An 11,806-nucleotide genomic window follows, 5' to 3' on the forward strand; every position below is an offset into this window, starting at 1 on the left:
GCCTCCGCCAGCTCCAATACCGCAGCAGCATCATCGACGGATGCCTCACCGGAACAGGACTCACGCCGACGACACCACGACTACAAAGTCAGTAATCAAGTGGCCGCGGCGCCCTGACCCCGCCGGATACGCCCGAGGAGGTCCCGGTGGTAGCCCGTGAGACCTCACTCGGGGATCGGCGCGGGGCTGCCGGTGAGGGTGTACCACTCGTCAGCGCCGGTGTACTGGACGGTGACGTGCGCGCTGCGCCCGTCATCGGCGAGGGCGGTGCGAACGGTGAGGTCACCGGTGATGACGCCGACGTCGTCGGTCAGGGCCACCCGGTGCCGGCGGCACGCTGCGAGCTGCGTCACCTCGCCCGCGCCCACGGAGCTGTCCGGGCCGCGTGACCGGTCGCCGTGGTCGACCAGGAGTACGAGGTTGCGCCTATCCGTTGCGCCAAGGGTTGCGCGGCCCGCAGGACCGTCCCCGTGTCCGTGAAGGTCACCACGCGGTTTTGCCGTGGTCGCCCTGCTGACATCCCCGTTGCGGCTGCTCTGCCCATGTCTCTTGGCTGGTGTGAAGGAGGAAGGGACGGGCGGGATGGGCGGCGCGGCCGTGGCCGGGGATCGGGGCGCGCTCAGCCGATTGCGCGTCGGCCGGGGCCGCCGCGCCCGTGTCGCGTCAGTGCGGCGGTGACGTCAGGTGAGGGAGGTCGGCGAGGAGAGGCCGGGCCGGGCGCGGTAAAGACGCGCGGGGCGGCAGGGGACCCCCGACCACACTGCCGCTGACGGCGTTCCTCGGCCGGTCAGCCGGTCACCGGGTCAAGATTGCCCCCATCTGATACTCCCGGCGTCACGAGTTCCGCTGAAGTGATCGACTGACCGGTGTGGCGCCACTTACGCTGCGTGCTTGGGAGAATGGGCGGGGCGCATGGCTGATCCGATTTGGACCGTCGCGCCGGACGATTCGGGTTCCGTCGTGCTTCGGGGATACGAGTACCAGGTTCATGTCGCTGCGCAGGCCATCCTGGAGATAGTCGCTGGCGAGCCGGTCCACGTCATCTGCGAGCACGGTGCGGACATCATCGTTGTCCGCAGTGACGACGGACAGGCTCATGGCCGTCTCTTCTGGGATTTTCAGCAGATTAAGACGCGGGCCGCTACCACGCCTTGGGCGCTCACGGACGTTCTCGCCAGGGGCCCGTTGAAGGGCCTATGGCGTACGTATGGAGCGGTGAAGGTGTCAATCCCCTGTAATCGTGGAGTCCTCCGCTATGCGGCCTGAGCCTCCTGATGGGCCTTGGCTCATGCCTTGCTGATGATCCGTTCGAACTCCACGGGCGGTAGGCCGCCGGCCGCGCTGTGTCGGCGTCGGGTGTTGTAGAAGTCCGTGATCCAGGTCGCGATCTTGATCCTGGCCTCTGCCCGGGTCGCGAAGCGGTGCCGGTGGATGTACTCGACCTTGATCCTGGAGTGGAAGCTCTCGACCGCGGCGTTGTCCAGCGCCGACCCAACCCGCCCCATGGACTGGACGACACCGAGCCGGTCGCACAGGTTGTTGTAGGCCCGGCTGGTGTATTCGCTGCCCCTGTCGCTGTGGAAGATCACCCCGTCCACCTGGCCGCCCCGGGTGGCCGCAGCCATCTCCAGCGAGGCGCTGACCAGGGCGGCGTCGTGGTGGACGCCCATCGCGTAGCCGAGCCGGCGGCGAGAGAACAGGTCAATCACGCTGGCGAGGTAGAGCTTGCCCTCGCCTGTGTCGATCCCGGTCATGTCGCCGACCCACAAGACGTTCGGCGAGACGGCGTCGAAGTGGCGGTTCACAAGGTCACGGGCAGTCTTCCGCCGGCCCTGGCGGGTCAGCGAGCGGCGTCGGCACGGGGGCTTGCGGCCCTGGAGGCCGAGCTCGGCCATGATCTTGGCGACGGTGTTCTCGGACACCTGCCAGCCCTCGGCCCACAGGTCGAGCGTGATGCGCGGCGATGTTGCCGGACGCGGCGAAGAAGTGGCGTATCCGGTCGGCCAGTTCGGCCCGCCGCACCTCGCGCTTCGTCGGCTCGACCGGGCGGCGGCGCCACTTGTAGAACCAGGACTCGGACACCCCAAGGGCCCGGCAGACAGCCGTGTGCGGGACGACGTGCTCGGTCCTCTGGTCGGCGATGAAGCCCGCAACCGTCACTTCATCGCCTCCTTCACCCACAGAACCACCGATCGCTTGAGGACATCGCGCTCCATCCCGAGCTCGGCGATCTCCTTGCGCTGCCGCACGTTCTCCTCGCGCAGCCGACGCAGCTCGTCACGTTCGCACCTCGCTCAGGCCCCCGGCTGCCTCAGCGTCCGCCCGGGCTCGCGCGCGGTGGACCCAGTTCTGCAGCGTGCTCGGCTGCACGCCCAGGTCCCGCGCGACCTCCGCGGCCGACTTCCCGGTCTCCGTCACGATCCGTACCGCCCCTGCGCGGATCTCCGCATCGTACGAGCGCCTCTTCCCCGCCATGACCCTCAACTTCCCCTCCGGTCACGACTCCACGCTACGAGGGGAATGTCAGTGCTGCTTGGTCTTGCCGCTCAGTGGAGGCGCAGGGTGATGGACTCCCATGGTGGGGTCGCGGTGCCGGGGGCCGTGCAGTCGTCGTCTGCGGAGGTGATGGAGCGGTAGGCCGTCGTGAGCGTAGGGTTTTGGAGTGGTAGGTCCACGGGCTGCCAGGGCGTTTCCCGCCAGGGCGCATCGAATTGGGGGGCGGGGTCGGTTGAGGCGTTCACGGCGATGAACAAGAGGTCGCCTACGGAACATGGCGTGAGGCCGCCGATGTCGGTTGCTTTGTAGCCAATGTCCAATTCGGATTCGGCCCAGGGCCCGGCGGCAGTGATCCCCCGAAACGCGTCGACGCCGATCGACATATGGGTGACGGTGGCTCTCGGCCAGCGAATGGTGATCCGATCGAGTGTGTCCAGCGGCCTGGCACGGAGTACTGCGAAGAGCTGCAGGCGGCCGTGGACGTTGATCTGCCCGGCCGGCCGGTAGGTGTTGCCGGCTGTGTCGGTCACGGTGACCGCACCTGAGCCCGCACTGGTGAGCGCGACGGTGACGATCAGCGTATCGCCGCGGGCGACCGCGTGCAGCACCGGCAGATCGGTCCCGGTGAACGACGGACCCTCAGGGGTCGCGACGTCGAGGTTGCCGATCCGGGCGGCATAGGCACCCGTGCTCGTGGTCCGGGGGATGCTCGGGCCGTGGTGGGACGGCAGTGCGGGCAGCGGGCCTCGATTCGCGGTCCGGGGGATGCTCGGGCCATGGTGGGACGGCAGTGCGGGCAGCGGGCCGTGGTCGGATGAGACGGCGGTGACTGTCAGCAGGGCGGTGAGCAGGATGCCGTAGTGTGCCGCGTGTTTTCTCCCGCGCTCGTGTCCGGCTGCCTCTGCCTTTGGGGGCGTGGCCGGTTCGTTTGGTGGGACGACTGCGGCATGTGGATTGTCACCGCGGTTGGGTGCCCTCGTGGCGGGAGCGGTCGGTGACTCGGCGTCAACGAGCCCGGCCAGAGCTGGTGGTAGCGCCTGACGGGCAAGGCGAAGGAATTCCTCGCCCTCGTCCTCTGGCAGGTCGAGTGCCGTGGCCAGCAGCCGCAACGTTTCCCGGCGGGGCCGGGCCACCCTGCCGTGCTCGAGGTCACGGATGGCCCGCACGCTCAGCCCCGAGCGTTCGGCGAGCTCCTCCTGCGTCAGCCCGGTCCTGCTGCGCCGGGCGCGCAAATGCGCCCCGAATCCGCCCTCGTTCATCACGCCCCGCCGGATGATCTGAAGCTGTGCAGGTGAGTACACCACAGGGTGTCTGCCGGGAAAACTGCCGGTCTTTCTTCCGCCTGTTCTGCCTGGTCACCGCCGCGAGCGGCTGCGGACGATCAGGATCGGAAACCGAAACGAAAGGAAGGCGCATGCGTCGCTCGACCCGAACCAGTCCCCGCCGCAGCCGTTCATGGCCGCAACCAGTGTGACGCTCTCAAGCGGGACAGCTCACGCGGAGATGCTGTCCCACCACGTGGTGTAGCCGATCATGTCGGTCCATCGGGTCGATCTTGAGTGCGCATGCCCTTTCGCAGGGCTCACTCCAAGAATCTCCCTGATGAGAAGCAAGGGACCGGCCGACGGGACGTCAGACCGCAGGTGACCTGCTGATTTGGCGCGCATGATCGGCCACCCCACTTCGTGGCGCGCGACCCGTCCACCGGGGCCGGGCATCGACCACTGACTGAACCAGCTCAGGCATGCCCCTTCACCCGTCACTATCTCTGAAGGAGTAACCGTGAAGATCGGACGCACGATCAAGTTCGCTGCGGCAGGGATTGCCGCAGCAAGCCTCGTCGCCGTCTCGGCCAGCGCTGCGTCAGCAGCCAGCCTGGGTGGGGATGCGTTCGCCGGCAACTGCCATGCGTACATCCTCCCCTACTCTGACATGTACGCCTACGGTCACGTCGACGGGCCCGCCAACGAGTGCAAGGTGGACCTGTGGCAGACGAATACTCAGACTGGCGGCATCACGCACACCGGCTGGGGAGGTGGGGTGAACACGTGGCCGGAGTACCACAACGACGGTGTGCACAAGCTCTCTGTAGAGGTCTGGGACGTCAACACCAACCAGGTTGGTTGGGGCGCTTGGGTCTTCTGATCTGTTCGAGCTGAGGGAGAATAGGCATTCTCCTCCCTTGAGGCTGGTACGCCATCCAGGTGCCGGGCCGAACCGTGCCGGCCCGGCACCAACACCGCTCTGCGCAAGACCTGTTCACCCGAAGGGGCCGACCGGGTTCGGACAGCTGTGGACGGTGTCCTCGCTCGGTGACGAGGAGAACGCGCCAGCCAAGTCCGGCCCTGGCTGCGCCGCACGGGGCAGGCCGCTGCCGAGGAGGGCGCGTACATGGCTCGTCCCGTGGGACCCCATGCGCCGTGCCCGGTCGCTGTGGATCTGCGCGCGCCGGGCGGCCCGGGCGCCGTACTGCCTTCACAAGGCCCCGGACCCACAGATGGTCTGGGGCGTGGCGGACTTCAGCCGGACACTGCGCGATCAGCACGTCTGGGCCGGCTGCCCCACACCTGGAGAGATGCAACGGATGGCCGGCCCGGGCGTGCTGCCGAGCAGTACCACCCGCCGCATCATCCAAGGCCACATCCTGCCCGTCGATCCAGCGCAGGCCATCGCCTTCCTCACCATCTGTCACGCTCGCGACCTGCTGTCGTGGATCGAAGCAGGACGCCGGGCCCTGGAGAAGGATAGGCCGCATGACGTAGGCACCTACGCCTGGGTCAAAGCCCACAAAAGCATGCTCGCCAGGCAGGCCGAGTCCGACGACACGGCACTCGCTGACGCCCCTGAGATCAACGTCGCGTAGAGCGATGACCCGACAGCCGGCCCCGGATGGGGAGACCTCTCGTGGGCGCCCACCGGCCCTGACGGTTCCACTGACCGTCGCCAGGACGGAGAACAAGCCGGGCGCGGAGCGGTGTGGCATGAGGGGGCGTGTACGGATACGGCACCGGCCCCTTCCCTGGAGGAAGGGGCCGGTGGCTTTGGTAGCGGGGACAGGATTTGAACCTGCGACCTCTGGGTTATGAGCCCAGCGAGCTACCGAGCTGCTCCACCCCGCGTCGATGCAGGCCAGCCTATGCCACAGGAGGGGAAGAGATACAGGCCGGGGGACGTCCGCCAGTAGACCTTGCGATGAAGGAGCTGCAGCAGCACAGCCCTGGAGGGGCCGGTGCGCACCAACTTCCATCTGGGTGAGTACGAGCTCGCCAGCTTCGCGGCCATGAAAGCAGTCGAGGTGGCCGTCCGCGAAGCCTCCGGTCTCGACAACTCCCTGGTCGGCGTGCCTCTCATGCGCGCGGCGTTCCAGCCGCACAAGAACGGCAAAGCTGGCGGGCCGCTGGCTGACGCCGAAGCCGAAGGCGGAGAGCAGGAAGCCGCCTCGGCTCTTTTCGCCGGAGCCATGGGCGCGTACAAGAACCCGTCCAGCCATCGCACTGTGAAGTTCGACGACCCGGTCGGGGCCGCCGAGATCATCCAGTTCGCCGACCTGCTGCTGCGCCAGGTCGAACGGGCCAAGCAGCGTGCGACGAAACCTGAGGCTGGAGACCTATGAAGGGTTTCGCAGACTGACTCCGGGCGCGGCCATGACAGCCCAGGGTCTCGTGAGTGTCCGGCTGGTTCAACGCCAGTCGGCGGCGACGTCACGCCCACTCCCATGCCCCCGCAGCGCGTCGGCATGCCGCTGTCAGGAGAAGCGTGCGGCAAGCCGAACAGCGTCGTCGAGCCGGAGGTTACTGAGGCCCTTCAGCGGCACGTCGATCAGGTCTTCGAGTGACGGCAGGGCGGGAGCGCTGGTTGTCTGTGCTTCCGCCAGGCTCGTAGTCAGACGGTCGAGGCCGGGATCGAGGCCCTCAGTCGGTGAGACGATCACTCCGTCCGTGAGGAAGAAGAGTGTCTCACCCGGCTCCATCTGAACTGTGACTGTCTCGCAGGCATCTGCAGCCAGGCCGATTGGTAGCCCCGTCGGCATGTCCAGAATGAAGCCGGTGCCGTCCTTGTTCAGCAGGAAGGGTGGGAGGTGGCCGGCACTGGAGATGTCCAGGAGGCGGGTATCGGTGTCGTATACGGCGCATACGCAGGTTGCGATCCGGTCTCCCAACAGACGCTGTGCCTGTTCGCTGAGCAGGTTCAGTGCTTTGTGGGGAGGCAGACCGAGGTGATGGAGCCGCCCATCACATCGCCGACCGCGAGAGCTACCTGGGTGCCCTCCAGGGGGATCACGTCGAACCAGTCCCCGCTGGCCCGGTGGGGGTCAATCGCCGGTAGGTAGCGACTAGCGATTTCAAGTCCGTCGATCTGGAGGATCTCCTGCGGCAAGAGGGCGCGTTGCAGGAGTTCGTGGGCCTCCGCCTTCCGCTCTCTGTCGCTCTGGGGCCTTTGATTCTGCTGCTCGTCGCTCTCCTTGGCTGCACGCAGCCACACCTCATACAGCACCTTCTGGTCCTCTTCAGGGCGACCGCCTGGGGCCTGAGAGGAAAGGACTTCAACCAACGCGTCGATCACTTTCCACTTCGGCAGCTGCTGGCTGCAGAACGCGTCGTGGATGGTGCTCCGGGAGATACCGGCACCTTTGAGCGCCTGGGCGACCTCGGCAAGGCTGGGTCTCCCGGCCAGTAGATGCAGTCGATGCAGCGCCGCATTGAGTTCCTGGTGCGCTCCCACCAGCTCAGGCTTACGAAGTTGCCCAGCGCGTCCCAACCCTCGTGCCCCCGTCGTCCAAAACCGTCTGAATCCGTCCGAGAATCATGCCACCACGTACGACGGAGGGTGCTGTCCGAAGACATCGAAATACAACAGCGCCTCATCCAGAGCGACTTGCCACCGGAGAAGGTCTCCATCAAGGTGACCTCGAAACAAACACGGACGACAGGCAAGACCCTTCGGCGACTCGCACGCAGTGCGCTGTTCGCCGTGGTGCGTGGAGCGGCAACAGAGGCTGGCACCACCTTGTTCGCCCGCGCCTACCTGGTGGCTGAGCAGCCGCTGACGGCAGTCGGAGATACGGACCCCGGGCGTCTGCGGCCCGGGGTCTCTCTGTGCTCTGGAACGGCCGACCGGTTCGGATTTACGCCCACTCCAGGCCCAGCTCCCGCAGCGCGTCCAGCTGCTCCTGGGCAAGCCGGTCCCGCCTCGCGCGAGTGTTCGATACCCACACACCCAACCTGACGACGACCGGTTCGGCCTCGCCGTCGACTGTGGTCTGTTCGCAGTGGCCGCGGGGCACGGGCCGGTGGGCGCCTTCCCGTTCCACCCACTGGGCGAGGGCTGTCAGGCCGCGCTGGAATGCCTGCTGTGCCTTCGTCATGCCCTTGGCCGCGCGCGCGGTCGCCGGGGCGGGAGAGGCCTCCTGAAGCGGTTTGATGCCCAGCATGGTCAGCCGCTCCTGCTGCTCGCTCGACAGCTGCGCCCAGGTGCCCGGCTGTGTCTGCCGCTGGAGCCACCTCCCCAGGTCATCGCCGTCGAACTGCACGCCGGGCTGGGTGTCGGGCAGGCTGCCGTCGGCGTCGACCAGGTCCGCGAGGACGCGGTAGTGCCGCTGCCAGTCCAGCGGCCACGGGCAGTTCCAGTCCGGGTCGATCGCGGCCAGCTGCTTCGCGCGCTCCGCCGCCCGTACCGGGTCCTTCCCCAGGCCGCCCTCGCGCCGGAGGTTGGCCATGTGCTGCCCGACGGGCACCATCGCCTCGCCCTCGCCCCAGACGGCGTCCTGGCGTGGCGCGAGGTGCCCGGTGGCCCGTCGGTACGACCGCAGCGCGGCGAGCTTGGCCTCCCACGCTTCCTCGCCGGGCTCCCAGACCATCCCGGCTTCCGGTGCGTCCAGGAGGGTCTTGCGCCGCTCCTCCAGCTCCCCGGCCCGCAGGGCCTTGCGCTGCTGGTGCACCCACCGTCCGAGGGGGAAGTCCTTGGTGATGCCGACCTCGACCTCAACGTCGTACGGGACGGCGTGAACGCCGATGATCTTGTTCTCTTTTCGCCACCGGAGCAGGGCCTGGTAGCCCTCCAACCACACCAGCGACTCCGGCCGGTAGACCCGGGTGCGCAGGAACGCCGCGATGGTCGCGGCGTCGCGCGGGCTGGAGAAGTGGAGCAGGGCCGATTCTGCAGCGGCATCGGTGTCGCCCTGCTCCTGGTCCTCGCCGTCGCTCTCTTCGCCGGCCCCGACGATGCGCCCCTCTTCGTCGCGCTGGAGGTGGACCTTGCGCTGTCCGTGGGTGAGGGCGCGGGAAGCGAGTTGCTCGACCAGGCGCTCATCATGACTGCGCAGGCCCTGAAGCACGGCTACAAGAGGGCGGAACGAGGCGGAGGCGACCATGTCCTGCGGGTCCTCGCCGGGCTCCAGGAGCACCGGCACAATGATCCTGGCCACCTTGGTGCTGCCGTCGCGGTTCAACCTGAGCGCCCGGCCGATGTTCTGCACGATCTCCACCTGGGAGCCGCGGGTGTCGGCGAAGCACACGGCCTCCACGCCCCGTTCGCCGGTGATGTCGACGCCTTCCCCGAGGACGCGGCAGCTGGCGAGGAAGGCACGGTGGACCCGGCGGCCGGCGGCGTCGATGCCGTTCGCGAACTGGCGCAGTACCTCGCGCCGCTCGGTGACGAGGTGGTCGCCGCACAGCCACGCCGACCAGACCCGGTCCGGCGGTACGTGGCGGCCGGCCTCCAGCTCGTAGAACTCCGCGTCGATCGACGACCTCGGCAACCGGTCTGCGGCCGCCAGGTCCTCGTCCGAGGCATCGTTGACGTACAGCTCGGCTGCCGTCTGCGGCAGCTTCTCCGCGAACGCCATTGCCTCCTCCACCCTTTGGTGGAACGTCATGACCGTACGCAGGTTGTACGCCGCCGCGTGCTCCAGCAGCGCCGTCTGCAGGAGCGCCAGGCGCCGCCCCCGCTGCACCTCCTCCGACTCCCCGAAGACGGGGGAGGGGTCGCGAATCTCCAGCACGTCGATCTCGAACCCGGCGAGGATGCCCCGCTCGATCGCCTCCGAGAGCCCGAGCTCGGCCAGCCAGGAGCCGTAGGTGTCGGAGTCCTGGCCCATCGATGCCAGCTCCAGCTCCTGGCCCTCCGCGCCCCTCTGCGGCCGGGGCGAGGCCAGGATGCGCGGGGTGGCGGTGAGGTACAGCCGGAAGTCGGCGGGGATACGGGCGTTGTCGTGGATCGCCGCCCACGGCCTGCCCAGATCACCTGCGGTTGAATGCGCCTCGTCCACGATCGCGAGGTCGAAGCCCGCCATCTGCTGACCATAGAGCCGCTCCCCGCCCGCCAGAGCGGCCTCCAGCGGTCCACGGACTTTCCCCTGACCGAGCAGGTCCTCCGGGTCCTCGCGGTCCACGAGGGAGGCGTACGTGGCGAACACGACCACCGGCCCGGACCTGGCCCACAGTGCCAGCTGGATGGGGTTGCTGGTGGTACGCACCCCCAGCGAGTTGAGCACCGGGTCGTTCTCCAGCGAGCACACCGCGACCATGGGGGAGCGGTGACCTACCAGGCGCCATGCCTGGGCGGTCTGCACGAGAAGGTCCAGGGTCGGCACGGTGACGAGGATCCGGCCGTGGGGGAAGCACTCCAGCCCGCACGCGGCGGCGGTGATCGTCTTACCTGATCCGGTCGCGGACACGATCGTGCCCCGCATCCCTCCCGGAGGCACAGGTGATCTTGCAGGGAATCCGACCCATTTTCGGAAGCTCGATCTCTGTTGTACCTGGTGCTCTCGGAGCTGGATCAAAAGAGTTCCCCCGGCTCGGGAAGGACGTGTTCGACGGAAGCGATCCGGTAGCTGCCGCGCTGGTAGAGGCCGCCGGCTCTTCCGTGTACGGCCCAGGCCCGCTCGGCCGCTTCATCGGCTGACGCAGCCGTCAGATGGACGACAGGAGCCGGCATGTCCGGGCTGGAACAGCCGGCAGTGGGCCGGGCATCGACCCGGTAGACGCGGTGCCGACAGATTTCCGGACCCTTGACACCTGACCGCTCGGCCTCGGCCACGTCCCTCATCAGCCGCTGCAAACGCTGCTGTTCGTAGCGGACGGCACGCGAGTCGCGGGAGGGCGTGTACGCGGCCATCCACTCCTCGGCCATGAGACCGGCGATCCGCTCCCACTGAAGGTGCCGCAATTCCGCGATGTACAGCTCACTCAAGCGATGCGGTTCGGGCAGGGCCATCCTCGCCCTCCTGGCGCGTTCTCGAGCCCGGCGTACCTGCGCAGCCACTTGGCGGCGATCGAGCCCGGCGGCGCTCGAGACCACACCGAGGCGGGCAAGCTCATGGGGAAGATACTCGTAAATCAACACGCGTACCGCCCCCTGCCGGGTGTCCCTCGATTACGCCAACGCTACATGATGCATCACACTGGATGCAGACACGCGAGCCTCCCGCATGAAGACCCCTCCACAAGGTCTCTTCCGGCCCTGATGGTCATCGCGCATCGGGGTACACGGCTGCGCATGGCACCGAACATCGAACGCATTCAGTTCCTGCGGGCTGTGCGGCAGCTGCACCGCGTCCGTTCCTTCTACACCGTGGGTGTCCTGTCGTGGGCGGGATCTGCCGCCTGGACTGGCTTGCAGGCGCCCGGAAGTCGGCAGATGTGGGTGTCCGTCCTCCTCCTGGCCGTCTTCACTAGCCTCCTCGTCTGTCCCTGCGGCGTCTGGCAGTCCCCACAACGGGCCGGCCCGCGCATCACGCCGCCTTGCACAAGGCGGCAGTTACCCGCCACGCCCACGCCTGAGGGCCCATCAGCCTGTCCTGCATGAGCGGCGGCCAGGCTCCTGTCAGGTGAGTCGTGCGGCTTCAAGGCGCCGCCCCATGTCTGTGGGGGCGGTGGCCGGGCATACGGGCCTCACCCTTCGAGAGGAGTTCCGTCATGCTCGGCATAGTCGCGGCAGTGCTGTTCTTCATCGCGTTTCTCATCAACGCGGCCGAGGCCAGCACCCATCACACGTTCTCGTCCGTCAACGTCATGCTCCTGGGGCTGACTGCTCAGGCTCTGCACGTTGCGGGAATCGGCAGCACCTGGTCCCGCAGACGCTGACCCGGCATCAAGCTCCGCCAGTCGCAGAGGCCAGCCGGAGGCCTGCCCCGCCCACCCTTTGCTGCTGCTCGGGCCGGCCCTCGTGGCGCGCAGCGCCACCCGGTAACCGGAGCGCAGCGAAGGCACCGAGTGAGGGCGGGAGCGACGAGCCGACCGCCGCGTCAGGGCGGGGTGGGGCTGCCACCGCTTCCGGAGCCGGAGAGTCGGCCGCCTTGCCGGCGCCG

At 67.9% G+C, this 11,806-nt stretch carries 13 protein-coding genes, 1 tRNA gene and 2 pseudogenes; 6 read left to right on the forward strand and 10 right to left on the reverse strand.

Features of this window, described 5'->3' with window-relative positions; all coding sequences use genetic code 11:
• Positions 1 to 167: 167 nt before the first annotated feature.
• Positions 168 to 368, reverse strand: a pseudogene (locus tag AB0N17_RS44035) (hypothetical protein); the annotation flags it as partial.
• A gap of 466 nt (positions 369 to 834) precedes the next feature.
• Positions 835 to 1,098: a hypothetical protein gene (locus tag AB0N17_RS44040; protein ID WP_366017337.1), complete on the reverse strand. Its 264-nt coding sequence runs from the start codon at positions 1,096 to 1,098 to the stop codon at positions 835 to 837.
• Here AB0N17_RS44040 and AB0N17_RS44045 point away from each other — a divergent pair.
• The gene (locus AB0N17_RS44045) at positions 1,009 to 1,266 is read left to right on the forward strand and encodes a hypothetical protein (protein ID WP_366017334.1); all 258 of its coding nucleotides are present in this window, start codon (positions 1,009 to 1,011) and stop codon (positions 1,264 to 1,266) included. The two genes, AB0N17_RS44040 and AB0N17_RS44045, sit on opposite strands and share 90 nt — an antisense overlap.
• 20 nt (positions 1,267 to 1,286) lie before the next feature.
• On the opposite strand, the gene AB0N17_RS44050 is transcribed toward AB0N17_RS44045, so the two are convergent.
• From AB0N17_RS44050 to AB0N17_RS44060, 3 genes are all read right to left on the reverse strand, one after another.
• Complete coding sequence (locus AB0N17_RS44050; RefSeq protein WP_366017325.1) at positions 1,287 to 2,153, reverse strand: IS3 family transposase; 867 nt, start codon at positions 2,151 to 2,153, stop codon at positions 1,287 to 1,289.
• A 124-nt stretch (positions 2,154 to 2,277) separates the two neighbouring features.
• Complete coding sequence (locus tag AB0N17_RS44055; protein ID WP_366017326.1) at positions 2,278 to 2,475, reverse strand: transposase; 198 nt, start codon at positions 2,473 to 2,475, stop codon at positions 2,278 to 2,280.
• Between the two features lie 71 nt (positions 2,476 to 2,546).
• Positions 2,547 to 3,755 (reverse strand): helix-turn-helix domain-containing protein, encoded by a 1,209-nt coding sequence (locus AB0N17_RS44060; protein ID WP_366017335.1) that lies wholly within the window; start codon positions 3,753 to 3,755, stop codon positions 2,547 to 2,549.
• Between the two features lie 523 nt (positions 3,756 to 4,278).
• Between AB0N17_RS44060 and AB0N17_RS44065 the strand changes: the two genes are divergently transcribed.
• On the forward strand, positions 4,279 to 4,641 hold the full coding sequence (locus tag AB0N17_RS44065) for a hypothetical protein (protein WP_366017327.1): 363 nt from the start codon (positions 4,279 to 4,281) through the stop codon (positions 4,639 to 4,641).
• A 364-nt stretch (positions 4,642 to 5,005) separates the two neighbouring features.
• Positions 5,006 to 5,359: a hypothetical protein gene (locus AB0N17_RS44070; RefSeq protein ID WP_366017328.1), complete on the forward strand. Its 354-nt coding sequence runs from the start codon at positions 5,006 to 5,008 to the stop codon at positions 5,357 to 5,359.
• Positions 5,360 to 5,538: 179 nt separating this feature from the next.
• On the opposite strand, the gene AB0N17_RS44075 is transcribed toward AB0N17_RS44070, so the two are convergent.
• Positions 5,539 to 5,615: transfer RNA gene (locus AB0N17_RS44075), tRNA-Met, on the reverse strand.
• Positions 5,616 to 5,713: 98 nt separating this feature from the next.
• Between AB0N17_RS44075 and AB0N17_RS44080 the strand changes: the two genes are divergently transcribed.
• Positions 5,714 to 6,109 (forward strand): TIGR02391 family protein, encoded by a 396-nt coding sequence (locus AB0N17_RS44080; RefSeq protein ID WP_366017336.1) that lies wholly within the window; start codon positions 5,714 to 5,716, stop codon positions 6,107 to 6,109.
• Positions 6,110 to 6,241: 132 nt separating this feature from the next.
• Here the strand turns inward: AB0N17_RS44080 and AB0N17_RS44085 are convergent, their stop codons facing one another.
• The 4 genes from AB0N17_RS44085 to AB0N17_RS44100 all read right to left on the reverse strand — a co-directional run bounded on the left by AB0N17_RS44085 (position 6,242) and on the right by AB0N17_RS44100 (position 10,713).
• On the reverse strand, positions 6,242 to 6,655 hold the full coding sequence (locus AB0N17_RS44085) for a PP2C family protein-serine/threonine phosphatase (protein WP_366017329.1): 414 nt from the start codon (positions 6,653 to 6,655) through the stop codon (positions 6,242 to 6,244).
• 29 nt (positions 6,656 to 6,684) lie between these two features.
• Positions 6,685 to 7,218, reverse strand: a complete 534-nt coding sequence (locus AB0N17_RS44090) for a hypothetical protein (protein ID WP_366017330.1) — start codon at positions 7,216 to 7,218, stop codon at positions 6,685 to 6,687.
• Positions 7,219 to 7,621: 403 nt separating this feature from the next.
• Positions 7,622 to 10,279: a Helicase associated domain protein gene (locus tag AB0N17_RS44095; RefSeq protein ID WP_366017331.1), complete on the reverse strand. Its 2,658-nt coding sequence runs from the start codon at positions 10,277 to 10,279 to the stop codon at positions 7,622 to 7,624.
• Positions 10,276 to 10,713: a hypothetical protein gene (locus AB0N17_RS44100; protein ID WP_366017332.1), complete on the reverse strand. Its 438-nt coding sequence runs from the start codon at positions 10,711 to 10,713 to the stop codon at positions 10,276 to 10,278. Before AB0N17_RS44100 ends, AB0N17_RS44095 begins: the two co-directional genes overlap by 4 nt.
• A 282-nt stretch (positions 10,714 to 10,995) precedes the next feature.
• Between AB0N17_RS44100 and AB0N17_RS44105 the strand changes: the two are divergent.
• Positions 10,996 to 11,279: pseudogene (locus AB0N17_RS44105) on the forward strand (hypothetical protein).
• A gap of 135 nt (positions 11,280 to 11,414) precedes the next feature.
• Positions 11,415 to 11,582 carry a hypothetical protein gene (locus tag AB0N17_RS44110; RefSeq protein WP_366017333.1) on the forward strand — a complete coding sequence of 56 codons (168 nt, stop codon included), beginning with the start codon at positions 11,415 to 11,417 and terminating at the stop codon, positions 11,580 to 11,582.
• Positions 11,583 to 11,806 lie beyond the last annotated feature (224 nt).

This window comes from Streptomyces sp. NPDC051133, from assembly GCF_040682635.1.
GTDB lineage: Bacteria > Actinomycetota > Actinomycetes > Streptomycetales > Streptomycetaceae > Streptomyces.